Raw genomic sequence first — 23,279 nt, 5'->3', positions numbered from 1 at the left:
TCCTTTGTTTGTTGACGGCAGCCTGATTAATAGGCAAAATGGACACAGTGAGCAGTTTTCTTACATAATCCATCAAAAACCAAAACGAAAGGGGAGAAAAACATGCAGGTAAATGAGGGATTTGTCACAGCAGCCGATGTCTTTGCCTGGATGGACCAACATTGCACCCAGGCGATCCAACCGGGACTCGGGCGGATGGAATGGATGCTCGAACGGCTCGGATCACCGGAAAAACGCTGCAAATTCATTCACATTGCTGGAACGAACGGCAAAGGCTCCGTCGCAGCGATGGTCGATTCGGTTCTGCGGGAAGCAGGTTATCCGGTCGGATTATTTATCTCCCCCTATGTCACATCGTGGAATGAACGGATCCAGTTTAACGGAGAACCGATCCCGGAAGCTTCCTTTGTCCATTGGGCCAACCAACTGAAACCACTTGTTGAAGAAATGGGCAAAACGGGACCCGGTGCGCCATCCCCTTTTGAATTCTGGACTGTGCTGGCGATTTGTTTCTTTGCCAAAGAGGCGTTTCCGTGGTTTATCGTGTGGGAAACCGGACTCGGCGGCCGCCTTGATTCGACCAATGTCGTTTATCCGTTGGTTTCCGTCATCACGCGAATTGGAATGGATCACAAGGAATGGCTGGGTGACACTTTGACCGCAATCGCACGGGAAAAAGCAGGAATCATCAAACCGGGGGTTCCCGTCGTCTGCAGTCCTCAGGTTGAAGAAGCTCTCGCCGTGATCCGGGAAGAGGCGAAACGGAAAAAAAGCCGCCTGTATGAATGGGGGCCAGATTACCGGGTGATCCCGGGAAAATGGAGCTCAAGCGAACAATCCTTTGATTTTCAAGGGATTTACCGGACACTTTCCAACTTGTCCATCCCTCTGCTCGGAGAGCATCAGCTTTATAACGCCGCGACGGCATTAATGACGCTGGAAGTGCTCAGACAGGCTTATGCGACGGTGATCGATCCCGAGCATTTTGTGACCGGGTTGCAACGTGTCCGCTGGCCGGGCCGGTTTGAAAAAGTGGCCGATTCGCCCGCTGTCATTCTCGACGGTGCGCATAACCTGGACGGAGTCAAAGCACTGGTGCAGGCGGTAAAAAGACACGAACCTGGCAACGGCCGTTTGTTTTTGCTCCTGGCGATGATGAAGGACAAGCAAGTAACTGAAATGTTGGAAGTTTTGGCAGAGGAAGCAGATGTGGTGGTCGCAACGGAGGTAAAGGGACAGGCGCGGTCGCTCGCTGCCGGTGAATTGGCCGGGCTGCTCAAGAAAGTGAAGCCGGAGCTGACTGTTCATGCAGAGGATGACGCGCTGGCCGGGTTGCGCCTGGTGAAAGAGCAGATGAATGAAAATGATGTTTGTGTGATCACGGGATCGCTCTTTTTGGTCTCCCAATTGCGTCCTCTTCTGAACTGAAATGACACTGAATAAAGATCTAAATAAAGGTTGGTGGTTGACGTGGAAAAAAAGCAGAAGGTGCACTTTGTGGGAATCGGCGGCTATGGCATGAGTGCGATTGCCAGGGTGTTGCTCGATTTGGGATATGAAGTATCCGGTTCGGATGTGGCTGAAAATGCGTTGGTGCAAAAATTGATCGAACGGGGAGCGCGGGTGACGATCGGTCATCATGAGGATTTGGTTGAGGGGGCAGACCTCGTCGTCTATTCATCGAGTATTTCGGAAGATAATGTAGAGCGCATCGCAGCCAAAAAGCGGGGAATTGAAGTGATTCACCGCTCGCAGATGCTGGCGCGCCTTCTGAATGATAAAAAGGGGATCGCGGTTGCGGGGGCTCACGGAAAAACGACCACTTCCTCCATGATCGCCCAAACGTTGGAACTGCTCCAAGTGGACCCGACCTATATCATCGGCGGGGAAATCGTCAGTTTAAAAGGAAATGCCAAGGCGGGGAGAAGCGATTACGTGGTGGCGGAAGCGGATGAAAGCGACGGCTCGTTTCTGGAATATTATCCGCATCTGGCGATCGTCACCAATATCGAACCCGATCATTTGGAAAACTACGGCGGGGATTTTGCCAATCTGAAAAAGGCATACCGCTCGTTTTTAAAGCAAGTCCGTCCGGAAGGCGCGGCGATTTTGTGCTATGATGATCCCCATCTCAGGGAAATGGCGGAAGATGTGGGAGGCCGTTTGCTCAGCTATGCCATCGATCATCCGGCCGACTTCACCGCGCGAAATATTCGGGAAAACTTGCGGGAGATCAGTTTTACGGTAGTCAAAGGGGAAGAAGAGTTAGGGGAAGTCACCTTGCGCATCCCGGGGCGCCACAATGTTTCCAATGCATTGGCCGCCATTATCGCCTGCCTGGAAGCCGGCTGTGAGTTTTCTTCAATTGCTAAAGCGCTTTACCAATTTCAAGGGGCAAAAAGACGTTTCCAAGTAATCGGTGAAGTGGACGATATTTTGGTTGTCGACGATTATGCGCACCATCCGACCGAAATCGAGGCGACATTAAAAGGGGTAAAAGCGCTGGGCCGCCGTGTGATCGCCGTTTTCCAGCCGCAGCGTTACTCCCGGACTCACCTCTTGTTCAATGAGTTCAGCCGTGCCTTTGCTCATGCCGATGAAGTGATCATTAACACCATTTATGCTCCTCCGGGGGAAAAACCGATCCCGGGTGTTTCGGCAGAGAGATTGGCGGCGCTGATTAAACAAAACAGCAATCCCAATACACAGTTTATCGCTACCAAAGAAGAGGTTGTTTCATATCTGCTGCAGCATGCGAAACCCGGAGACCTGGTGATGACGATGGGGGCCGGTGACATTTGGCGTGTTTCGCATGCACTTGTACCGGAACTTGAAAAGCAAAGCGTAAAATAGGGATGAACTTATCGATATTTTATTTCTTTACGGGCGAGAAAACCTCTGGCTTCAGCTGGGGATGGGAGTGAGCGTCAGGCAGGAGGGGTTTTCACCCCTCTCGCAAGCCTGACCATCTCTTGCCCTCACTTTTGCCGCCGATTTCTTGACTTGACTGTTTCGTTAACCGATGAGCAGGCATTTTCATTTCCGGAAAAGTGCGAAGTCTCATGAAGTGGAAAGGCGGGATTTTTCTGCCGCCACCGGTCGAAATACATCGGGGGAAAAGCTTGGTTTAACCCCTTTGTGAACTGAATGGCTGTCCCTTTTATGCGAACTCAAGATTTAGATTTATTAGTGAATTTACGGCTGGAGGCGATTTGGATGGAGAAATGGAAACGGGTTGGCTTTGCGCTCATCGGTTTTCTTGTGCTCACCGTAACCGGTTGCTCGGAAGCTGCTCAGGAACAGCCGAAACCGGAAACATCGGCACAGGCCTCATCGTCAAATGACGTGTCCGCACTCCATTGGCAAGTTCATGACTTTTCCTTTACTGACCAATCGGGCAAACCATTTGGCTTAAAGGATTTAAAAGGCAAAATCTGGTTGGCTGATTTTGTTTTTACCAACTGCCCCAATGTTTGTCCGCCAATGACAGCCAATATGGCCAAAGTGCAAGACGCGTTTAAAAAGGCCGGCGTTCCGATCGAACTGGTTTCATTCAGTGTTGATCCTGAGCATGATCAGCCAAAAGTGTTGCAAACGTATGCCGAAAAATATGATGCGGATTTAAGCCATTGGCATTTTTTGACCGGCTATTCATTCAGTCAGATCGCGAAAATGGCCAAGGATACATTTAAGGGACCGGTAGCCCGGCAAAAAGGACCTTCGCCGGATATGCCGGTTTTGGTCACCCATCCGACCCAATTTTACCTGATTGATGAATCCGGCACGGTCGTAAGGTATTATAATGGATTGCAGCCTGATCTGCAGCAAATGATCAAGGATGTACAAGCTTTGACAAAGAAATAGGCCGCCGCCGAGAACGCCCCTTTGCCTGTCGCTTGACCGCGGCAGTTTTTTTGTATGAAGCGCACCGCGGCCCGGAGTGTGGGAGGGTAGGGAGTTACACAGCCCTCCCTGGCTCATTTCGGCATTCATTTCCGGGACGGTCCCAAAAGAAAAGAATGTTTATTTTTGCGGCGGCACACTCCGTTTTTTCAGCCCGGCCATGATCATTGACAGAATCAGGCCATAAGCGAGAAACAAAAGGGTTCCGGCGAACGAAAGCCAATGGAAACCGGCAATCACCATGGTTAAAATCAGCGCTTGCATCCCCGAAAGAACGGTGCCGATTCGTGCCAGACTGTTCTTAAAAGCAGCCTTCGGTAAGGGATACAGTTTCAGTGCAGCCGGATAGCTGTTTGCATCTATCAGCGCAGGCAATTGGGAAAAAAGCATCAGGCTCGCTGCCAGGTAGATGCCGAAGATCACCCAGGGATTGGGGAAGAGCGCCATCATGATGATCGCCCAGAGAAGCAGCCAGAAAAAGACAGCGTACAATTCGCTTTTGCGGAAGAAATGACGCCAGTAGAGATAGAGAAGCGGGTTTTTCCGATAATTGGTGAAACGGTCTGCTATCCGCACCCAGATATGGCGGCGCCTGATCGGTTGCTGGACAGCAGGAAGGTCCACAAACCAGCCGGCCCAATGATAATATCTCGCCAATAAACGCTGTTCCTGTTTTTTCAGTTCATCCCAAGGTAAAGGAAACGCTGGGGTGACAGCCACCTGTCCGAGCCAGACCCCGGCCATGATGCAGAAAAGAACAAGCAGCCCGACCCACTGGCGATCCATGGACGCTTCAGTCCATAAAAAATTGAGAAGAAAGCGCAGAAAGGCGATTCTCCTGATTTTACGGCGGCTCCATTTGCACAAAAGGCGCATGCTTTGCCATTCGATGAGCACATTGAGGATTTGTGCTAGGCTCAGCAAAGCAAAAAGGAGCCAGAGCGGTGAGCGATCTTCTGGTGCTCCCGCCGCCAGAAGCGGAGAGAGGAGCAGTAGGGCAAGTGCCAGATGAATGATGTGAACAAGCGAACTGTAGCATAAGCTGGCGCGAAAGTATCCGTTCATCTTTGTTTCTGCCGGAAGCAAAAAAACGGGATCGGCCGGTTTGATCCAAGTGCGGATGCGGCTGGATGTCAAGAGCAGGGAAAGAACCAGTCCGGTGAGCAAACCGGCGGGAAAGGAGGAGGGCATCCATTCCAAAAAACGCTTGTACCCGAAATACAACCCGATGAGGACGACTCCGGCAAACAAGGGGGTTCCTCCTCCCCCTGCCACGAGCCGGATGATGCCGATCGCTTTCAGCCATGACTGCTGCATGCGCTGATAAAACAGTGCTGTGCTGTCCAGATTCATGTGCGTTCTGCCACCTCTATAAACAGATCTGCCAGTGAGGCAGATGGTCTCTGTGTTTGTTTCTGCCATTCGGCAAGGGTTCCGGTAAAGTGAATGCGTCCGTGATGAAGGATGACAAAACGGTCGCATGTTTTTTCTGCGGTCTCCAAAATGTGAGTCGACATCAAGATGCCCATCCCTTCCTTCCTCCCTTGCTGCAAAAGATCGAGCAAGGCATGAATTGCCAATGGGTCGAGACCGATAAACGGCTCATCGACGATCAGATATCGCGGATGGATGAGAAAAGCGCTGAGCAGCATGATTTTTTGCTGCATCCCTTTGGAAAATGTGTTCGGAAACCAGTTTTTCGCTTTCTGCATGCGAAAACGTTCCAGCAATTCTTCAGCGCGTTCCTTGAACAAAGCCCGGTCAAGCTGATAAACCTTCGCCGTCAGTTCCAGGTGCTCCCATAATGTGAGTTCATCGTAAAACTGCGGAGTTTCAGGAATCCAGGCGATTTTCGAGCGGAAAGAGACCGGGTCCTCGTTTAATGTCTTCCGGTCCAAGGTCACTTTTCCCGACACAGGGGTGAGCAAACCCAAAATATGCTTGATCGTCGTACTTTTGCCGGCACCGTTTAAACCGATCAACCCGACAATTTCTCCGGGGGAAACAGAAAAGCTTAGATCGTGAATCACGGGAAAGGATTTGGCGTAGCCTCCGGTTAAATTTTGAATGGATAGCATGTTGAACTCCTTTGTGATCTTTTTACTTGTACTTTACTGTTGTCTTCAGGCGGAATCAAACTATTTTTTGTCCGGCTTTTCATACAGGGAAATTTATCATAAAATAGTGAAAAATGGGAGAAGAGGGGATTGCTTTGTTTATTGCGGAATGGGTTCAACTGGGAATCGACCTGGCTGCATCCGATCTGCACTTTGCCGCCGGGGAGCGGCCTCGCGCCAAAATAAACGGCAGTTGGGAATGGTTGAGCGACAGGGAATGTCCCCCCGACCAACTGTACGCTTTTGTGCAGGCAACTGCAAATCTGCCCGGGCCGGAATCGTTGGCGGAACATAAGGAATATGACTTTTCCTTTTCCGTCGGAGCCGTCCGGGTGCGCGCCCATTTTTACCAGCAGAGGGGAACGGCGGCATTGGCGCTGCGCCTTTTGCCCGAGAGGATACCGGTACCCGAAGAATTGGGACTTCCCCCTGTTCTGACAGAGCTGATTCATAAAAAGAGGGGGCTTTTGCTGGTTACCGGGCCGACCGGAAGCGGAAAGTCAACGACGATCGCTTCGCTCGTACAGTATCTGAATCAGGAGGAATCGCTCCATATCGTCACCCTGGAGGATCCGATCGAATTTGAGCATCATTCCCTGCGGTCGCTTGTCGTGCAACGGGAGATTGGAGTGGATGTACATACTTTTTCCAGCGGGATGGTTTCTTCCCTGCGGCAAAACCCCGATTTGATCGTCATTGGGGAAATGCGGGAGCGCATGGCGATGGAAGCGGCCCTCCACGCAGCGGAAGCGGGCAGTATGGTGTTTGCTTCCCTCCATGCCGCCGATGCGATTGGTGCCGTGCATCGCCTGGTGAACAGCTTTTCACCGGAGCGTCATTCTCTGATTCGGGCGCAGCTGTCGGCCTGTTTGCTGGCCATTCTCGCCCAGCGGTTAATTCCGGGCCGTGGCTGGCGCGACCATGTGGTTGCCTGTGAACTGTTAATCAATAACCGGGCAGTTGCCCATCTGCTGCGCTCCGGGCAGGAGCACCAGCTTGATTCCGTCATGCAGTCGGGACAAGCCTGTGGAATGCAGACCATGGAGATGGCTTTGACCCACTTGGTGCAAAAGGGATTGACTGAAGCGGAGTGGGTGTTAAACGTGGGACAGATCCCCCATGTTTGATTGGAAAATCGGCGCGATGCTTGTGGTCAGCGCACTCATTTCCATGATTCTCCCTCTGTTGGCCAGCTGGTCGATCAGGCGGAAGCGCGAAGGAGGAACCCTTTTTCGCTATTCCAAAACGGTATGGGGTCTGCAAGCAGGTTTTAGTCTCTTTTTTACGTGGCTGGTGGGAATGCGTGAGGGAACGTCAGCGGAGGGATGGGTCAGCTTGGTGCTGATGTGGTTGTTGATCCTGCTTTCCCTGACCGATTTGCAAGCGATGGTGCTCCCCAATTTGTTCACTTACTGCGGAACCGTTCTCTTTGCCGCGGTTCGGATTTGGGTGCATCCCATGCCCTATGGCAACTATCTTTGTGCCTCAGCTCTCGCCTATCTCTGTTGCCTGATCATCAGCAAATGCACTGGCGGGATGGGGATGGGTGATGCCAAATTGCTGGCGATGTCGGGCTGGGTTGTCGGGTGGCCTGAGATTTTTCTCGCTTTTTGGCTCGCGACGTGGAGCGCGCTTTTTTGCGCCGTTTGCCATGCGCTGCTCTTCAAGCGGAGGAGTTGGGGTGATCCGCTGCCGTTTGCTCCCCACCTGGCCATCGGTGTCATCATTGCCCTGTTGTGGGGCGACGGCTGGATCCATTTTTTGCTCTCCTTCAGGATACTAGAATAGTAGAGCGCACATGAACGGGAAGATTGTTCTTTTTTGACGGTTCTATCCCCTCTATGAACTCATAAGCTATATTAACAGAATAGAAAAAAGGGGCGGATTGATATGGGGACAAGCAAATCTTCCCGCCATGTGCACGGTACGGGAATCAAGGTAAAAGTCCAGGGAAAACCAATTTCACCGGCAAAAAAGGATCATGCCTTGCCGGCACAGCCCAGTGATGAAATCTTGAGCAAATCTGGAAGGGGAGTGGTGCCGCTCTCACCGGCCATCAGGCATGCGGGGAGGTCAGGGGAGACATCACGACCCGGATGGCAGGGCAATTTCACACAAACAGAAAAAGAAACGAAAAAGAGCATATTCCGATTGCACGGAAGAGCCGAAACGGGGCATTCTGAACCCGGTCAGGGGCCGATCCGGCAAAATCAAAAGGAGAAGGCGGATCAGTGGCGTCGCTGGTGGGAAAAGGCCGAAGCGGTTGCCTGGAATAATTGGCTTTTGGAAGAGCATAAACCAGGCAACGTAATTGACTGGGGAGCACCGGGAAAACCTTTTGCGCGCCGACAGACGGGGCAGGGCCGGTTTTCCGCGCATATCGGACAGATTTTGCTTTCCATCGGCGGAGCGGTCTTGATCGGGACGGCCATGGGCATTTCCGTCATGCACCTGTTTTTTTCGGAAAATCCCGTGCATTCAACGCGTTCGATTGATGACCATTTGACGGTGCCGGCAAAACAACAAAGCGAGTCAGGTCAGAAGGAATCGGCAGTCAAGGAAATGACGGCCCTTCCAGGATTGCGGGCGGTCATGCTCCAGGCCGGGAACTACAGCGCGAAAAACGGGGCGATGAAAACCGTTCAAAACTACCGTGCGGAAGGGCTGGCCGCAGTGATGTCGGAGAGTTCGCCCTACCGGATTTTTATGGGGGTGGCCCCCAACCGGGATGATGCTCTGAAGCTTTCCGCCATCTATCAAAAACAGGATGTACCCGTTTATTTAAAAGAGATGAATGTACAGGGGAACATGGAGAAATCAGACACGGCAGAGACGCTTTCAAAGGCGTTAAATAAAGGGAATCGTTTGTTTCAGCAGCTGAACGCGGTCACGATTCGCGATATCCGGGCTGATCCAGGTGCCCAAACACCTGCTATTGCTTTTAACAGCGACTGGATCGACCAGTACCGTCAATTTGTTCTTGAGTGCCAAACGGTGCAAAAGGGATTGCCGCAGCCGGCCCGCGAGTCGCTTGGCAAAATGTTTCAGGCTTTGGATCAAGCCATGCAGAGCGCCGAGCAAGCGGAAAAAAATCCTAATCAAGCTTTGCTGTGGCAGGTTCAGGAAGGTTTGGTCCGCTATATGGTGAACTATGAACAATTGATTAAAGATTTAAATTGAACAAAAATTTTGCCGGGGCAAATAGCCTAAATTTGTGACAAACGCATGTCAATTGCTTGTTGATCGGACCCTCATTTGATAAACTGTAAGTGATCTTCTCATGGTTGGCACCTTAAACCGAAGGTGCTTTTTTCCTTATCAGGAAAGCTCCCCATTGAACGGGGGATTCTCACCCTCCTGATTTTTAATTTCCCTTTTGTTGTTTTAGGTAGGTGTCGAAGAAATGCAACCAGAGTTGGTGCTGGCCTCCGGCTCTCCGCGCAGAAGAGAGCTGCTGGCCTTGTTTGGAGTCGATTTTCGTGTGCAAACAAGCCATGTGGATGAAACAGTTGATCACCGTCTTCCCCCTGGCACAATCGTTGAAGAATTAGCTCTGCGCAAGGCGAGAGCAGTGGCCACTGAGTGTGATGATGCACTGGTGATCGGCGGAGATACGATTGTCGTTCATAACGGGGAGATCCTGGGCAAACCATGCGATGAAGATGAGGCAAAAAAGATGCTTTCCCGTTTGCAGGGAACCGATCATCAAGTTTATTCGGGGATTGCCCTCGTCCGCGTTCGGGCGGGTGCGCAAGTGGAAGAAAAAACGGCTCACCGTATGACAAGAGTGTGGATGCGGCCGTTATCTCCCGAAAAAATAGCTTGGTATGTAGGCACAAAAGAGCCTTTGGATAAAGCGGGAGCATACGGGATTCAAGGACGGGGAGCCCGCCTTGTCGATAAGATCGAAGGTTGTTATTTCAATGTGGTGGGATTGTCCATCCCCCTGTTGGATCAAATGCTGGAAGAAATGGGTTTTCACTCTGTGTAATTGATGGTCTGATCAGCTGACACCTCTGCCGTTTTGCTACTTTGTCGGATCCGGCCATTCACCAGGGTGAAATAGCAGGCAGAGGAGGAATGGAACGTTAATGGAGAAAATGGAACGTGCCTACGTTTTGCTGAGCGACGTGCCGGAGGAAGAGCGGCCGCGTGAGCGGATGTTGCGTTTGGGGCCTCAGCATTTGTCCAATGCCGAGCTGATCGCGCTGTTGTTGCGGACAGGCAGCACAGGTGAGTCTGTGGTGGCCCTGGCGCACAGGGTATTGGTCAAAACAGACGGTTTGAAAGGGCTTGCGCAAACTTCGCTCCAGGAGTTGATGAAAATCCACGGCATCGGTCTGGCAAAGGCGGTTCAGCTGATGGCAGGCGTAGAGCTTGGCCAGCGCATCTCGCGTTTATCGCCTGAAGAGCGCTATGTCATACGTTCCCCTGAAGATGTTGCGCAATATGTGATGGATGAATTGCGCTTTGCCAAACAAGAGCATTTTGTTTGCCTGTTTTTGGATACAAAACATCAAGTGATATGCAAAAAATGCGTTTTTAAAGGAAGTCTGAACGCCTCGCTTGTTCATCCGCGCGAAATTTTTCTTGAGGCGATTCGCTCCAGCTCCGCAGCTGTCATCTGTATACATAATCATCCGAGCGGGGATCCGACTCCGAGCACGGAGGATATTCATGTGACTGAGCGACTGATCGAGGCGGGGCAGCTTCTGGGAATCGAGGTACTGGATCACGTGATCATCGGAGATCAACGATTTTTCAGTCTGCGTGAACATGGGCTGATTTCCTAGCATATCCTTGTGACGACAATAGAAATGTGACAAAAGGGAAGGAGGGCCGGACGTGTTTGGAAGTTTTGTGAAAGATATGGGAATTGACCTTGGGACGGCCAATACGCTGGTATATGTGAAAGGACAGGGAATTGTGGTGAGGGAGCCTTCAGTTGTGGCCATTGAGCTGGGAACTGAAGAGATCAAAGCGGTCGGGAATGCAGCCAAATCGATGATCGGGCGCACCCCGGGAAACATCGTTGCCATCCGTCCCATGAAAGACGGGGTCATTGCCGATTACAATACGACTGCGACGATGCTCGAGTATTTTATCAAACAAGCGATCGACCAAAAGATGATTTTGCCGAGAAAACCCAATGTGATGGTTTGCATTCCATCCGGAGTCACGCCGGTAGAGAAGCGGGCGGTGGAGCAAGCGACGATCCGGGCGGGGGCAAAAGAGGCTTATACGATCGAAGAGCCTTTTGCCGCAGCGATCGGAGCGGGCTTGCCCGTATGGGAACCGACCGGCAGCATGGTCGTGGACATCGGTGGAGGAACGACGGAAGTTGCCGTCATCTCGCTCGGCGGCATTGTCACCAGCCATTCCTTGCGCGTGGCGGGGGATAAGATGGATGAAGCGATCATCCAGTACATCAGGAGAAAACATAATCTGCTGATCGGTGAAAGAACGGCGGAGACGCTGAAAATGGAAATCGGGGCAGCGATTCCGCCGGAGGAAGATCTCACCCGGGAGATCAAGGGCAGGGACCTGATTACGGGCTTGCCGAGAATGATTGAGATTACCTCTCGGGAGATTGCAGAGGCTCTGTCTGAAACGGTTAACGATATTATCAACGCCGTGAAACAAACCCTTGAAGAGACTCCGCCGGAACTGTCCGCCGACATTTTGGACCGGGGGATCATGTTGACCGGAGGCGGAGCATTGTTGCGCCGGCTGGATGAACGGCTGAGACAGGAGACGCACATGCCGGTGACGGTGGCGGAGAATGCCCTGGATTGCGTCGTCATCGGTACGGGAGCGGCATTGGACCATATCGACATGTTTAAACCGAGATCCAATTCATCGTACCGCTCCCGTCGCAGACCGTTCTGATGGAGGCGTTCTCTTCATGAAACGAAATATGACCCAGCGCATATTTATCATCGTGATTTCGGTTGTCCTTTTGTTTATTTCCGCGGGCATGACCAAAGGGGACGGCGATATTCTCGCGGGACCGGAAGGTTGGATCCAAAATGGCGCCGGATGGATTGAAGGGGTATTTTACACTCCGTTCAGCGGGCTGTTCGCCGATGGAAAAGGAACGAAAAGCGCCTCTTCCCCGTCGGTTGAAGAATTGAAGTTAAGGGCGCGTGTCAATGAACTGACGAAGGAAAATCAAGAATTAAAAGAGATGCTGGATTATAAAACTGAGAATCGTCTGGAATCGATCCAGGCCCGTGTCGTTTACCGCAGCCCGGACCGTTTCAGTAACCGGGTGGTGATTAACCGGGGGACTGATGATGGGGTGCGTCCCAAAATGCCGGTGGTCACCCCGCAAGGACTCATCGGCCGGGTTCAAACCGCAACCAGCCACATGGCGAACATTCAGTTGTTGACCGATTCGGGAGACGGGCCGGGCATTGCGGCGGTGGTTCAAACGGATAAAGGAGAAGTTCTGGGGATTATCGAAGGATACGATGAACAAAAACGCCGTCTGATCATGAAGAAAGTACCCGTGACGGCTGCTCCCAAAAAGGGGCAAATCATCGTTACCTCCCGTTTGTCGGACATTTATCCGGGCGGCATTTTGATCGGCACGGTGGATGCAGTGACGATGAATGAGAGCCAGGTGGAACAGGTTGTCTACATCAAACCGTCCGCATCCTTTGAACAATTGGATTATGTTGCGGTTGTAAAAGATCCGGAAAAACTGCAACTCAAATCGATGCAAAAATAAACAATGCATTTTATGGAGGGGAATGCCATGAAAAAGCTGTTCGCCGGTTTCCTCTTCCTCCTTTTCATTTTGGAAGGTTCCGTTTTCCAATGGTTGCTCCCCCAAGCCTGGGGGAGCACTTTTATCGTTATCCCTCAATTGGTTGTCAGTGGGATGATTGCCATTTCTTTGTATTTGCCGCGGCGGTATGTACTGTTGCTCAGCTTTTTTTTCGGGTTGCTTCATGATGTCGTTTACGGGCCCGCACTTGGCATTTCCGCGATAACCCTTCCGCTCGTCGCGTATGGAACCTACAGGATGGCAGCCCATGTGCCTCCTTTTCAGTGGGTTGCCGGGGTGCTGACCGCATGGGGGCAACTCATCTATCTCATCCTGATTTACGGGTGGGATCGCCTCTTCGATTTTACGGATGTGCCTGTTGTGTTGGCGATGTGGAATTACATTATTCCGTCGACACTGTTTAATGTGATCATCGGCTATCCCATATTCAAGGTGATTCACCTGATTTATCAAAAGAAACGCAATCGGTCGATTATATTTGACACCATTCTCCGTTAATCAAGGCAAATCATCTGTGGCAAGCTGGGGGATGAAGGAAAATGAAGGAGAAGAGCGAAATCATATGTGAGGCGGGGTGACGTTGGATATGGGGAAAACGCTAAAACCGGGCGTAACGATCAAAGGAACCAAAGACGGGTTGTTTTTCTTTCTGGATGATTCGCGCCCCTTTTCTGATGTATTGGCAGATCTTAAAGAAAAGCTGGAAAACTCCCATGCCGCACACATTTGGGACGGCCCGGATTTGAATGTGATCATCAAGTTGGGAAAGAGACAGATTACAAAAGCGGAGGAAATTGCTGTCAGGGAACTGTTTTCCGTCCGCAAAAATTTGATCATACAGGAGTTTGAGTCCGACGACATCCCCTATCTCCTTGGTGGTGAGCAGGATCTTGTCATCAAGTCGGGAACGGTTCGATCAGGTCAGGTATTGATACATAAAGGAAATCTTTTGTTTTTGGGCGATGTCAATCCCGGCGGAACCATTCAGTGTACGGGGAGCATCTATGTTTTGGGAGCCTTGCGCGGATTGGCGCACGCGGGGTGCGAAGGGGATACCAATGCAATCATCGTCGCTTCCGTTTTGCGGCCGACCCAGCTCCGCATCGCTGATGTGATCTCGCGCCCGCCGGACAAATGGGATGAGTCCGAGATTGGCATGCGCTTTGCTTATATGATTGATAACCAGATCGTCGTGGAACGGATTCACCATCTGGGGCAATTGAAACCGGAACTTGAATGGAAAGAAGGGCGCCGTCATTTTTAATAAAATTGGTCTGAAGCAGGATTGAATTTTCAGGGGAAGGAGGGGAGAATGTGGGAGAGAGCATCGTGATTACATCCGGAAAAGGAGGCGTCGGGAAATCGACGTCCTCAGCCAATATCGGCACGGCTTTGGCATTGGCCGGGAAAAAAGTTTGTCTGGTGGATGCCGATATCGGGCTGAGAAATTTGGATGTGCTTTTGGGATTGGAAAATCGAATTATTTATGATCTGGTCGATGCCATCGAAAAAAGATGCCGTATCGATCAGGCGTTAATCCGGGATAAACGTTGTGATGAGCTGTATTTGTTGCCGGCGGCGCAAACAAGAGACAAGAGTTCGATCTCCGGCAACCAATTGCGATGGTTGATTGCGGAGTTAAAGGAGAAGTTCGATTATGTGATTATCGATTGTCCTGCAGGGATTGATCTCGGCTTTCAAAACGCGATTGTCGGGGCGGATCAGGCCATTGTGGTCACAACTCCGGAAAATACGGCGATTCGCGATGCCGACCGCGTCATCGGGCTTTTGGAGAAAGAACAGGTGGCCCCTCCCAAGCTCGTGGTCAACCGTCTTCGCAAGCAGATGGTGAAAGACGGCGGAATGATGGATGTGGACGAAGTTGTGTCTGTGCTGGCGATCGACCTGCTGGGAGTCGTGCCGGATGATGAGCAGGTGATTCGCGCGGGGAATACCGGAGAGCCGATCGTCTATGAAAACCGAAATGCGGCAGGCAAAGCTTATCGAGACATTGCCCGTCGCATCCAGGGGGAAATGGTTCCCCTGATGGTATTGGATAAAGAATCGAATGTGATTACAAAAGTAAAGCGATGGCTCGGTTTTGCCTGAGGCCAAACAGGCGGGCCGATTCCTGCCAAGGTAACCTGGTTCCTTCAAAGCCCGAAGGGACCGGGTTTTTTGCTTTTTGCATATCCCCCCCTTGTCCATCATATCTTGATACAAATGTGAACAATAGGGGTTGGGCAGGATGTACGACTGGGCGCAGAAACACAAAAAGCGCAGAGAAGTTAAATGGCAGGCAATCAGACAAGGACGGGCCCCGCGCTCTTGGGCTGCGAAAAGAAAAGAATGGGATCCGGGTCAGGATTTACTTTCCTATGATGCTTCCCCTTGGAATCAAACAAGCGGCAAAGGACAAGCAAGGGGAAAAAAGGGAGGCCGACTGCGTACACAAATGCTGTTAACCGCAGCTCTCTTTATTTTGACATTGCTCGTTTTCCGTTCACAGTCCCCGGTGCTGAAGCCTGCGGAACAATGGATTTCCGGCGTCATGACGCACGATTTTCAGTTTGCGGGAATGGAAAACTGGTTCAAACGATATTTAGGAGGATCTCCGTCCATTCTTCCGGCGTTTTCCCGTTCTGAGACTGATGAGAAGCCCCGGGAACATCGCTGGCATTCTCCCGTCTTTGGCAAAGTGGTGCTCCCGTTTGATGAACAGCGCAAGGGGATCGTGATCCGAACGGTTGCCCATGCGCGGGTTGCGGCTGCGGATGAAGGATGGGTCATATTTGCCGGGGAGAAACCGGGATTGGGCAAAACAGTGATCATTCAGCATGAGGGAGGGAGCGAGACATGGTATGGCCAATTGGCCGGTATCGACGTCAAACCAAAAGACTGGGTGAAAAAAGGGCAGACTATCGGGAGCATAAGTGAAACAAAAGGACAACCGCTCTTGTATTTTGCCGTGAAACAAAATGATCGATTTATTGATCCGGCGAGCGTGATCGTATTTGATTGACCGCATGAGGCAGAAAATTCGCCTGCGCATTCATCCGCTTTTATGGCTCGTCGCTTGTTCGGCTGTTTGGACAGGCTATTTTATTGAATTTTTCACCTTGTTTGTCCTGGTTCTGATCCATGAAATGGGGCATGTCGCGGCAGCAAGGAGTTATGGCTGGCGCATCCGCGCCGTGGAACTTCTTCCTTTTGGCGGTGTGGCGCAGACGGAGGAGTGGGGAACCGTTCCGGCGAAGGAAGAAGTAGTCGTCGCATTGGCCGGGCCCTTTCAGCATGTGGCGATGATTTTAATCAGCCTGCTTTTTTACGGGACGGGCTGGTGGACGAGGGAATGGACTGAATACTTCATCCACGGCAATGTCATGATCGCCTGTTTTAATCTGTTGCCCATTTATCCGCTGGATGGGGGACGGGTGATGCAAGCGGGGCTGAGTTTTTTGTTCCCTTTTCGGATCTGCATCGATCTTACGCTGTGGGTCAGCAGTTTTCTCTCTCTCGTGCTGGCTGCGGCCGCCCTGTTTTGGTTTAAACAAGGAATTCTCATCCATCTTTTCCTGATCGCCCTCTTTTTGTTATACTCCAACTTGCGGGCACTAAAACAGAGACATTACCAATTCCTGCGTTTTTTGCTTTCCCGTACGCGTTCCCGCATTTCCTCAAAACCCGTTAAAAAAATGACTGTCCATGGCAAGGCCGAGTTGAAAGAAGTCGTACAGATGTTATATAAAGAGCGCTATCATATTTTGGAAGTGACGGATCGCACGGGAAAGGTGATCGGGTTTTTGCCCGAGGAGACGCTGCTCAGCCGGTTTTTGCATCCGCGGTTTTACACCTGTACGGTGGAAGAGCTCTTTTAGGATTAAAGGAATATTTTACTTGCAACTCGCTTTTGACAATCATCGGCGGATGTGCTAAGATAAGGCTTGTTGTCGATACCGCTCGTGACAGGATCTGCAAGAGACTTCAGTCTCTCCTGTTCATGGCGAGTCCTTTAAGAGGAGGATTAAAGTTCATGTACGCTATTATTCAAACAGGCGGCAAACAGTACCGCGTAGAAAAAGACAGCGTTCTTTTCATCGAAAAATTAAACGCACAAGAAGGTGACACAGTTACCTTCGACCAAGTATTGCTCGTAAACAAAGATGATGAAACCAAAGTTGGTGCTCCGGTTGTAGAAGGCGCCAAAGTAATCGGTAAAGTAGTTAAGCACGGAAAAGGCAAAAAAATTACCGTGTTTAAATATAAACCAAAAAAGAATTATAAACGCAAAAAAGGTCATCGTCAGCCATTCACCAAGGTTGTAATCGAAAGCATCGAAGCATAATGATTCGCATTTTGGTGGAGCGAAACGACCGGGAGCAGGTGGAGCGCGTTCTGATCACGGGGCACGCCAATTACAGCGAGCACGGTACGGATATTGTTTGTGCCGCAGTTTCCGGCATTTCCATCGGATTGGTTAATGCCATTGAAAAGATGTTCGGCTGCAAGGTGCATGCCGATGATGACAGGGAAGGAAAGCTGGATTGCCGTTTCCCGGGGAAATTGTCTGATCCTGCAAAGCGGGAACAGGTTCGCCTGCTCATGGAAGCCATGGTCGTTTCCCTAAAAAATGTGGCTGATGAATTTCCTTCCTATGTTAAAATGAAAGAACGGATTCAATAATGAATGAAAAGAGGTGGAAACCATGTTGAAACTCAATCTGCAATATTTCGCATCGAAAAAAGGTGTAGGTTCCACGAAAAACGGCCGTGACAGCATCTCCAAACGCCTGGGCGTTAAACGCGGAGACGGTCAATTCGTCTTGGCTGGAAACATCTTGGTTCGCCAGCGCGGAACCAAAATTTACCCGGGTGTAAATGTTGGTCGTGGAGGAGACGACACCTTGTTTGCAAAAGCAGACGGTATTGTTCGTTTTGAGCGTATGGGACGCAACAAAAAACGCGTAAGCATTTACCCTGTAGCTGCACAAGAAGCTGCAGCAGCACAAGCCTGAGCGAATTAGGCTGAAGAAACCCCGGCCAAACGGCCGGGGTTTTTCTTTTGTGGAAAAATACTGTAAAATAAGGTCTGACATACATACAAAAGATAGGGGAGATCAAGGTGAGGCGGAGCGGTTTTCAATGGGTGTTACCCTTTGTTCCCACGATTGTTTTGCTTGTGGGCTGGCTCGTCCAACCGTTTGGTCGGACAGGCACAATCCTTTTTTTTCTCGGTTCCTTGCTTTCCCTGGGATTCGGCATCGCCTGTGCCCATCTGCTGAGAAACCGGATGGAGTCCATCGCCGCAGCGGAACGGATCAGACGAATTTCCAGCATCAAGCGGCATGATTGGATGAATCATATCCAAGTTTTAATGGGATATTTGATGATGAAAAAGGAAGACCGCCTCAAAGCGTACATGCAAAAACTGGTGGAACGGGCGGGTCATGAGCGAAACCTGTCTGAGTCCAGGTATGCTCCGCTTTCCGCATCACTTCTCATTCTTGACGACCGGTTTAAAGACTGGGAAATCGAGTGGAATGTGCCCAAGGCTATTCGGTTTTCGGAAGTTGCCGCCGAGAAAAAGTTGTTTCAACTTCTGGAGACGCTGTTTCAGTTCCTCGAAGCAAAAGGGGAAGCGGAAAAAGGATACGGAAAACTTCAGATCTCTCTGGTTCAAAATGACCCTTGGGTCCATGTGAAAATCAACTGGCAGCTTGATGAACTCCCTTTTCGAATTGCGGAAACGGATGAAAAGACCTTAAAGAATAAACTGCAACGGTGGCAAGCGAAAATGGAGACCCTGTCCGGACGAAACGGGATGGAGGTCGCGTGTTGTTTGAGCCGGCAAGAGTAGGAAGGTGACTGGGACATGTTTGTGGATAAAGTAAAAGTTTATGTAAAAGGCGGAGACGGCGGCAACGGGATGGTTGCCTTTCGGCGCGAGAAATACGTGCCGTACGGGGGCCCCGCGGGTGGAGACGGCGGCGCTGGCGGCGATGTCATTTTTGAAGTGGATGAGGGTTTGCGTACCCTGATGGATTTTCGCTTTCAACGTCACTTCAAAGCAAAACGCGGGGAGAACGGGCGTTCCAAATCCCAACACGGTGCATCGGCGGAAGATCTTGTCGTGAAAGTGCCGCCCGGAACGGTTGTAAAAGATGCGGAAACAGGAGAATGGATTGCTGACCTGACGACAGATGGACAAAGAGCGGTGATCGCCAAAGGAGGACGCGGAGGGCGGGGCAATATCCGTTTTGCCACACCGGCCAATCCGGCACCGGAAATCGCGGAAAACGGAGATCCCGGCCAGGAACGCTGGGTTGAGCTTGAACTGAAACTGTTGGCTGATGTCGGGTTGGTGGGTTACCCGAGCGTGGGGAAATCGACGCTGTTATCGGTCGTTTCTGCGGCAAAGCCCAAAATCGGGGCTTATCATTTTACCACATTGGTTCCCAACCTCGGCATGGTTCAGGTGGGAGAGCGCAGTTTTGTCATGGCCGATCTGCCCGGCCTGATTGAAGGGGCACATGAAGGTGTCGGCTTGGGGCATCAATTTTTGCGTCACGTTGAACGAACCAAAGTGATTGTTCACGTGATTGACATGGCTGGTTCGGAAGGGCGCGACCCTTATGAGGATTATTTGAAAATCAATGAGGAAATCAGACAGTATCGCGCGGACTTGATCAATCGCCCGCAGATTGTCGCTGCCAACAAAATGGATCTCCCGGAGGCGGAGGAGCATCTTGAACGGTTCAGAGAAAAAATCGGCGATGTGCCGGTTTACCCGATCTCGGCTGCGACGGGACAAGGAGTAAAGGAACTGTTGTTTGCCGTCAGCCGGTTGCTGGATCAGGTGGAACAGGAAGAGTCTGCCCGGCCGGTGTCGGAAGCGCCTGTGGAACGAAAAGTGTATCGCAGTACCGAAGAGGAACCCGCCTTCACCATCCGCCGCGAAAATGAAGTTTATGTCGTGGAAGGAGAGCGGGTGGAAAAATTGGTTCAGCGCACCAACTTCCAATACCATGACAGTGTGCTTCGCTTTGCGCGCACGATCCGCAAAATGGGGATTGAAGATGCGTTGAGAGCGCGTGGTGCCAAAGAAGGGGATACGATTCGCATCGGAGAGATGGAATTTGAATTAAGCGATGGTGCGGATTACTGAGCAAGAAAAAAGCAAGCGGCTCCCAAATGAAATTGGAGCTCCGCTTGCTTTTTTTATTCCAGGTGATGTTCACGCTTGATTTTGTCAAGTAAATGGCGGCATCCGGCCGATACCAGCTCATACGTTTCATCGAAATTACCGGTATACCATGGATCGGGCACTTCAGTGTAGGTCGTGTTCGGAATGAAGTCGACAAAACGATACACGTTGTTCCCGGAATTGCCGGAAAGCTTGTGCAAGTTTTCAACGTTGCGGTTATCCATCCCGATGATGTATGTAAAGTTGGAAAAATCCTCTTTTTTCACCTGCCGGGCTCGTATGCCTTCATAGGAAATTCCGTATTGATCCAGTTTTTTTCGCGTCCCGTGATGCGGAGGTTCACCGGTGTGCCAGTCGCCGGTGCCTGCGGAGTCGACGCGAATCTGGTCATCCAGGCCTTCCTCCCGGACGTAATGGCGGAAAACCGCCTCAGCCATCGGTGAACGGCAGATATTTCCCAAACAGACAAAAAGAACGGAAATCATGATACCAACTCCTTATCTCGATGGTGTATGTGTGGCGTTCCGGCCATTTATTATACCATAAGCAAATGCAGACAATCCTTTTTTGTAAAAGAATGGAAGCGGATCGATGAAAATTGCCGGCCCAATCATGAGACAGATATCTGAACAAAATCGGGAGGTCCTTGTGCCACCAGGTTGATCAGCGATCTCGCATAGAAAAAGTTTTACAAAGGGTCTTGCCTAACAGTACCAGTCCACGTTAAAATGTCCGTAATGGGGAAACATATGTATTTTATTGGAGGACACATATAATGCCGCAAGATCCTTATGCTTTGGTTCGAATCGATATGCTGCCTGAGGCGATCCAGAAAACATTGGAAGCGAAAAAGCTGCTGGAGACAGGAAAAGTATCCAAAGTTCAAGAAGCTGTGGAGAAAGTGGGAATCAGCCGCAGCTCATTTTACAAATACAAGGATGGTGTTTTCCCGTTCCATGCGATGGTCAAGGAAAAAATTGTGACCATCTCCATGATCCTGGAGCATCGGGCCGGCATTCTGTCCAGGGTTTTAAGCTTTTTGGCATCAGCAAGTGCCAGTGTGTTAACCATTCACCAAACGATCCCGCTGCAGGGGGAAGCCAATGTTTCGATGTCTGTCGATACGGCACAGGTAGGGATGGAGATCAATGAACTCTTACAGGGGCTCGTTGATTTACCGGGCGTCAGACGGGCTATTGTCGTAGGAACAGGTGAGTGAGAAGAGAGAGTCAGCAAAGGAGAGGAATAATGAGAAGAGGAATCTTGGAACGCTATCGCGCCTATTTGCCCGTAACGGAGCATACGCCGCATCTGACCCTGTTTGAGGGAGAAACACCGCTTTATCATGCACAAAGGCTGTCCGCTGAGATCGGTGTAAACGTCTATCTCAAACACGAAGGAGCCAATCCCACCGGATCGTTTAAAGACCGCGGGATGGTAATGGCCATCGCCAAAGCGAAGGAAGAAGGAAGCACCGCAGTCATCTGTGCTTCGACTGGCAATACATCCGCATCAGCGGCAGCCTATGCGGCCAGGCTCGGTTTGAAGTGTTACGTCGTGGTGCCCCACGGGCGGATCGCGATGGGGAAATTGGCGCAAGCAGTCATCTATGGAGCAGAAGTATTGGCAATTGAAGGGAATTTTGACCAGGCGCTGGCCATGGTGAGGGAAATCGCGGACCGGTATCCGGTTACGCTGGTCAATTCCTTAAACCCCTACCGGATTGAGGGGCAGAAGACGGCCGCCTTCGAGATTTGTGAACAATTGGGCGAAGCACCGGATATCCTGGCGATTCCGGTGGGGAATGCTGGAAACATCACCGCGTACTGGAAAGGGTTTAAGGAGTATGTTCAGGCGGGGAAGGCTCGCAAACTGCCGAAAATGTGGGGATTTGAGGCAGAAGGAGCCGCAGCCATCGTCCGCGGTGAACCAATTAGTGAACCGGAAACGATTGCGACGGCCATTCGCATCGGCAATCCGGCCAGTTGGAAAAAGGCGGAAGCGGCGGCGGATGAGTCAGGAGGATGCATCGACTTTGTCACTGATGAGCAAATTTTGGAGGCTTACCGGAAAATAGCCGAGTGGGAAGGGGTTTTCTGTGAACCCGCTTCAGCCGCTTCGGTAGCCGGTCTGATCAAAATGGCGCAGCTTGGGAAATGCAAACCGGGGAGCAAAGCCGTCTGCGTATTGACGGGAAACGGATTAAAAGATCCGCAAACGGCGCTTCATGCCACCGAAGTGAAACCCAAGGTGATTCCCGGAGAAATGAAGGCGGTTTTGGAATGGATCAATGTGGAAATGGATTCGGCCGTATGAGAGAGTTTGCGCCGTTTGAGGTGGTTGTGCCTTGCAGTACGGCGAATTTGGGCCCCGGTTTTGATTCGATCGGTATGGCATTAAACCGGTATCTGCGCTTGCGTTTTTCACCGGCGAAGGAGTTGAGCCTTTCCGTCAGCGGGCCGTATGGAGCCGGAATTGAACTGGATCAGGATAACCTGATTGTTTCCGTCATGAAGCAGGCTTGCGCTGAAATGGGACTTTCTCTTATTCCATTTCAACTGGAGATCGAAAATGAGATCCCGCTTGCCCGCGGACTGGGCAGCAGCGCGGCCGCCATCGTTGGAGCCTGTATGGCGGTCAACCATTTGTATCAGTTTGGATGGGACCGGGAGGAGATACTTAAGCGGGCTACAAAGTACGAAGGGCATCCGGACAATGTCGGGGCATCGATCTTTGGCGGGGTGGTGATCGGATCGTGGGATGGGCGGAAGGCGCACCTGCTTTCCAGCGAAGCGCCTAATCTGCCGATCGTCGTTGCCATACCCAAACGCCCTCTTTCCACCAAACTGGCCCGGCATGTTTTACCCAGTTTTTATGACAAGGAAACGACCGTTTTATCCAGCAGCAGGGCCAACCTGCTGGTAGCCGCCCTGTTGCAAAAACGGTGGGATTTGCTCCAAGTTGCCATGCAGGATTTATTTCATCAGCCATATCGGGAAACGCTGGTTCCCGGATTGCGGGAAATTCTGAAAAATGCGGTTAAAAACGGTGCGTACGGAGCTGCTTTGAGCGGAGCGGGGCCGACGATCCTTGCGTTTGCCCGGGATGGGGAACGTTTGACAAGATATTTTAAAAGCGTTTTTTCGGAAATGAATATCCCGGCGGACATCACTGACCTGAAAGCGTCACAAACGGGGGCATTTGTCCAGTTGACAGCAGAGCAAAAACGTAGTAGAGTCTTGGGAAAAATATAAGGAGCAGGG

26 protein-coding genes are annotated in these 23,279 nt (G+C 51.1%); 23 read left to right on the top strand and 3 right to left on the bottom strand.

Annotation, left to right across the window (positions count from 1 at the left end; all coding sequences use genetic code 11):
• Positions 1-102: 102 nt before the first annotated feature.
• From I8U19_RS01980 to I8U19_RS01970, 3 genes are all read left to right on the top strand, one after another.
• Positions 103-1,428: a bifunctional folylpolyglutamate synthase/dihydrofolate synthase gene (locus I8U19_RS01980; RefSeq protein WP_033099229.1), complete on the top strand. Its 1,326-nt coding sequence runs from the start codon at positions 103-105 to the stop codon at positions 1,426-1,428.
• A gap of 42 nt (positions 1,429-1,470) precedes the next feature.
• Positions 1,471-2,853 carry a UDP-N-acetylmuramate--L-alanine ligase gene (gene murC / locus I8U19_RS01975; protein ID WP_033099228.1) on the top strand — a complete coding sequence of 461 codons (1,383 nt, stop codon included), beginning with the start codon at positions 1,471-1,473 and terminating at the stop codon, positions 2,851-2,853.
• Positions 2,854-3,216: 363 nt separating this feature from the next.
• Positions 3,217-3,864: an SCO family protein gene (locus I8U19_RS01970; RefSeq protein WP_198055033.1), complete on the top strand. Its 648-nt coding sequence runs from the start codon at positions 3,217-3,219 to the stop codon at positions 3,862-3,864.
• Between the two features lie 159 nt (positions 3,865-4,023).
• On the opposite strand, the gene I8U19_RS01965 is transcribed toward I8U19_RS01970, so the two are convergent.
• Together I8U19_RS01965 and I8U19_RS01960 are read right to left on the bottom strand one after the other, a co-directional pair.
• Positions 4,024-5,256 (bottom strand): ABC transporter permease, encoded by a 1,233-nt coding sequence (locus tag I8U19_RS01965; RefSeq protein ID WP_198055032.1) that lies wholly within the window; start codon positions 5,254-5,256, stop codon positions 4,024-4,026.
• Positions 5,253-5,981, bottom strand: coding sequence for an ABC transporter ATP-binding protein (locus tag I8U19_RS01960; RefSeq protein ID WP_198055031.1), 729 nt, complete (start codon positions 5,979-5,981; stop codon positions 5,253-5,255). The genes I8U19_RS01965 and I8U19_RS01960 overlap by 4 nt, the downstream gene beginning before the upstream one ends.
• Before the next feature lie 134 nt (positions 5,982-6,115).
• Between I8U19_RS01960 and I8U19_RS01955 the strand changes: the two genes are divergently transcribed.
• From I8U19_RS01955 to obgE, 17 genes are all read left to right on the top strand, one after another.
• Complete coding sequence (locus I8U19_RS01955; RefSeq protein ID WP_198055030.1) at positions 6,116-7,147, top strand: type IV pilus twitching motility protein PilT; 1,032 nt, start codon at positions 6,116-6,118, stop codon at positions 7,145-7,147.
• On the top strand, positions 7,140-7,808 hold the full coding sequence (locus I8U19_RS01950) for a prepilin peptidase (RefSeq protein WP_198055029.1): 669 nt from the start codon (positions 7,140-7,142) through the stop codon (positions 7,806-7,808). The genes I8U19_RS01955 and I8U19_RS01950 overlap by 8 nt, the downstream gene beginning before the upstream one ends.
• A gap of 102 nt (positions 7,809-7,910) precedes the next feature.
• The gene (locus I8U19_RS01945; RefSeq protein WP_198055028.1) at positions 7,911-9,200 is read left to right on the top strand and encodes an SPOR domain-containing protein; all 1,290 of its coding nucleotides are present in this window, start codon (positions 7,911-7,913) and stop codon (positions 9,198-9,200) included.
• Positions 9,201-9,423: 223 nt separating this feature from the next.
• Positions 9,424-10,011 (top strand): Maf family protein, encoded by a 588-nt coding sequence (locus I8U19_RS01940; protein ID WP_198055027.1) that lies wholly within the window; start codon positions 9,424-9,426, stop codon positions 10,009-10,011.
• Between the two features lie 109 nt (positions 10,012-10,120).
• Positions 10,121-10,813: a RadC family protein gene (gene radC / locus I8U19_RS01935; protein ID WP_198055140.1), complete on the top strand. Its 693-nt coding sequence runs from the start codon at positions 10,121-10,123 to the stop codon at positions 10,811-10,813.
• Positions 10,814-10,865: 52 nt separating this feature from the next.
• Positions 10,866-11,909 carry a rod shape-determining protein gene (locus I8U19_RS01930; RefSeq protein ID WP_033099221.1) on the top strand — a complete coding sequence of 348 codons (1,044 nt, stop codon included), beginning with the start codon at positions 10,866-10,868 and terminating at the stop codon, positions 11,907-11,909.
• A gap of 16 nt (positions 11,910-11,925) precedes the next feature.
• On the top strand, positions 11,926-12,753 hold the full coding sequence (gene mreC, locus I8U19_RS01925; protein ID WP_033099220.1) for a rod shape-determining protein MreC: 828 nt from the start codon (positions 11,926-11,928) through the stop codon (positions 12,751-12,753).
• Positions 12,754-12,780: 27 nt separating this feature from the next.
• Positions 12,781-13,311 (top strand): rod shape-determining protein MreD, encoded by a 531-nt coding sequence (gene mreD, locus I8U19_RS01920; protein ID WP_052153863.1) that lies wholly within the window; start codon positions 12,781-12,783, stop codon positions 13,309-13,311.
• 88 nt (positions 13,312-13,399) lie between these two features.
• Positions 13,400-14,077 carry a septum site-determining protein MinC gene (locus tag I8U19_RS01915; RefSeq protein ID WP_033099219.1) on the top strand — a complete coding sequence of 226 codons (678 nt, stop codon included), beginning with the start codon at positions 13,400-13,402 and terminating at the stop codon, positions 14,075-14,077.
• Positions 14,078-14,127: 50 nt separating this feature from the next.
• Complete coding sequence (gene minD / locus I8U19_RS01910; protein ID WP_033099218.1) at positions 14,128-14,922, top strand: septum site-determining protein MinD; 795 nt, start codon at positions 14,128-14,130, stop codon at positions 14,920-14,922.
• 139 nt (positions 14,923-15,061) lie between these two features.
• Positions 15,062-15,835, top strand: coding sequence for a M23 family metallopeptidase (locus tag I8U19_RS01905; protein ID WP_052153862.1), 774 nt, complete (start codon positions 15,062-15,064; stop codon positions 15,833-15,835).
• Complete coding sequence (locus I8U19_RS01900; RefSeq protein ID WP_198055026.1) at positions 15,828-16,691, top strand: site-2 protease family protein; 864 nt, start codon at positions 15,828-15,830, stop codon at positions 16,689-16,691. Before I8U19_RS01905 ends, I8U19_RS01900 begins: the two co-directional genes overlap by 8 nt.
• A 155-nt stretch (positions 16,692-16,846) precedes the next feature.
• Complete coding sequence (gene rplU / locus I8U19_RS01895; RefSeq protein ID WP_033099217.1) at positions 16,847-17,158, top strand: 50S ribosomal protein L21; 312 nt, start codon at positions 16,847-16,849, stop codon at positions 17,156-17,158.
• Complete coding sequence (locus I8U19_RS01890) at positions 17,158-17,496, top strand: ribosomal-processing cysteine protease Prp (protein WP_198055025.1); 339 nt, start codon at positions 17,158-17,160, stop codon at positions 17,494-17,496. Before rplU ends, I8U19_RS01890 begins: the two co-directional genes overlap by 1 nt.
• Before the next feature lie 22 nt (positions 17,497-17,518).
• Positions 17,519-17,827 carry a 50S ribosomal protein L27 gene (rpmA, locus tag I8U19_RS01885; protein ID WP_033099215.1) on the top strand — a complete coding sequence of 103 codons (309 nt, stop codon included), beginning with the start codon at positions 17,519-17,521 and terminating at the stop codon, positions 17,825-17,827.
• 107 nt (positions 17,828-17,934) lie between these two features.
• A complete protein-coding gene (locus tag I8U19_RS01880) occupies positions 17,935-18,669 on the top strand; it encodes a Spo0B domain-containing protein (protein WP_198055024.1) in 735 nt (244 codons plus the stop codon).
• A gap of 15 nt (positions 18,670-18,684) precedes the next feature.
• Complete coding sequence (obgE, locus tag I8U19_RS01875) at positions 18,685-19,977, top strand: GTPase ObgE (protein ID WP_198055023.1); 1,293 nt, start codon at positions 18,685-18,687, stop codon at positions 19,975-19,977.
• A gap of 53 nt (positions 19,978-20,030) precedes the next feature.
• Here obgE and I8U19_RS01870 read toward each other — a convergent pair whose 3' ends face one another.
• Complete coding sequence (locus I8U19_RS01870; RefSeq protein ID WP_198055022.1) at positions 20,031-20,501, bottom strand: low molecular weight protein-tyrosine-phosphatase; 471 nt, start codon at positions 20,499-20,501, stop codon at positions 20,031-20,033.
• Positions 20,502-20,791: 290 nt separating this feature from the next.
• Between I8U19_RS01870 and I8U19_RS01865 the strand changes: the two genes are divergently transcribed.
• The 3 genes from I8U19_RS01865 to thrB are packed head-to-tail and all read left to right on the top strand — an operon-like array spanning position 20,792 to position 23,270.
• The gene (locus I8U19_RS01865) at positions 20,792-21,235 is read left to right on the top strand and encodes an ACT domain-containing protein (protein ID WP_198055021.1); all 444 of its coding nucleotides are present in this window, start codon (positions 20,792-20,794) and stop codon (positions 21,233-21,235) included.
• Between the two features lie 29 nt (positions 21,236-21,264).
• Positions 21,265-22,332: a threonine synthase gene (thrC, locus tag I8U19_RS01860; RefSeq protein ID WP_033099210.1), complete on the top strand. Its 1,068-nt coding sequence runs from the start codon at positions 21,265-21,267 to the stop codon at positions 22,330-22,332.
• Positions 22,299-23,270 (top strand): homoserine kinase, encoded by a 972-nt coding sequence (thrB, locus tag I8U19_RS01855; RefSeq protein ID WP_081943632.1) that lies wholly within the window; start codon positions 22,299-22,301, stop codon positions 23,268-23,270. Before thrC ends, thrB begins: the two co-directional genes overlap by 34 nt.
• Positions 23,271-23,279 lie beyond the last annotated feature (9 nt).

The organism is Thermoactinomyces sp. CICC 10523 (assembly GCF_016055105.1).
Classification (GTDB): domain Bacteria; phylum Bacillota; class Bacilli; order Thermoactinomycetales; family Thermoactinomycetaceae; genus Thermoactinomyces_A; species Thermoactinomyces_A daqus.
The sequence above is the reverse complement of the archived record's forward strand: the minus strand, read 5'-3'. Positions and strand labels throughout refer to the sequence as shown.

Bases quoted from the DNA above. Each gene is read 5' to 3' on its own strand.
- I8U19_RS01915 (WP_033099219.1), top strand. From the start codon at position 13,400: ATGGGGAAAACGCTAAAACCGGGCGTAACGATCAAAGGAACCAAAGAC.
- I8U19_RS01960 (WP_198055031.1), bottom strand. From the start codon at position 5,981: ATGCTATCCATTCAAAATTTAACCGGAGGCTACGCCAAATCCTTTCCC.
- mreC (WP_033099220.1), top strand. From the start codon at position 11,926: ATGAAACGAAATATGACCCAGCGCATATTTATCATCGTGATTTCGGTT.
- radC (WP_198055140.1), top strand. From the start codon at position 10,121: ATGGAACGTGCCTACGTTTTGCTGAGCGACGTGCCGGAGGAAGAGCGG.
- thrC (WP_033099210.1), top strand. From the start codon at position 21,265: ATGAGAAGAGGAATCTTGGAACGCTATCGCGCCTATTTGCCCGTAACG.
- mreD (WP_052153863.1), top strand. From the start codon at position 12,781: ATGAAAAAGCTGTTCGCCGGTTTCCTCTTCCTCCTTTTCATTTTGGAA.
- thrB (WP_081943632.1), top strand. From the start codon at position 22,299: ATGGATCAATGTGGAAATGGATTCGGCCGTATGAGAGAGTTTGCGCCG.
- I8U19_RS01945 (WP_198055028.1), top strand. From the start codon at position 7,911: ATGGGGACAAGCAAATCTTCCCGCCATGTGCACGGTACGGGAATCAAG.
- I8U19_RS01940 (WP_198055027.1), top strand. From the start codon at position 9,424: ATGCAACCAGAGTTGGTGCTGGCCTCCGGCTCTCCGCGCAGAAGAGAG.
- I8U19_RS01870 (WP_198055022.1), bottom strand. From the start codon at position 20,501: ATGATTTCCGTTCTTTTTGTCTGTTTGGGAAATATCTGCCGTTCACCG.
- obgE (WP_198055023.1), top strand. From the start codon at position 18,685: ATGTTTGTGGATAAAGTAAAAGTTTATGTAAAAGGCGGAGACGGCGGC.
- I8U19_RS01970 (WP_198055033.1), top strand. From the start codon at position 3,217: ATGGAGAAATGGAAACGGGTTGGCTTTGCGCTCATCGGTTTTCTTGTG.
- I8U19_RS01905 (WP_052153862.1), top strand. From the start codon at position 15,062: ATGTACGACTGGGCGCAGAAACACAAAAAGCGCAGAGAAGTTAAATGG.
- rplU (WP_033099217.1), top strand. From the start codon at position 16,847: ATGTACGCTATTATTCAAACAGGCGGCAAACAGTACCGCGTAGAAAAA.
- I8U19_RS01950 (WP_198055029.1), top strand. From the start codon at position 7,140: ATGTTTGATTGGAAAATCGGCGCGATGCTTGTGGTCAGCGCACTCATT.
- I8U19_RS01965 (WP_198055032.1), bottom strand. From the start codon at position 5,256: ATGAATCTGGACAGCACAGCACTGTTTTATCAGCGCATGCAGCAGTCA.
- I8U19_RS01890 (WP_198055025.1), top strand. From the start codon at position 17,158: ATGATTCGCATTTTGGTGGAGCGAAACGACCGGGAGCAGGTGGAGCGC.
- I8U19_RS01865 (WP_198055021.1), top strand. From the start codon at position 20,792: ATGCCGCAAGATCCTTATGCTTTGGTTCGAATCGATATGCTGCCTGAG.
- rpmA (WP_033099215.1), top strand. From the start codon at position 17,519: ATGTTGAAACTCAATCTGCAATATTTCGCATCGAAAAAAGGTGTAGGT.
- I8U19_RS01980 (WP_033099229.1), top strand. From the start codon at position 103: ATGCAGGTAAATGAGGGATTTGTCACAGCAGCCGATGTCTTTGCCTGG.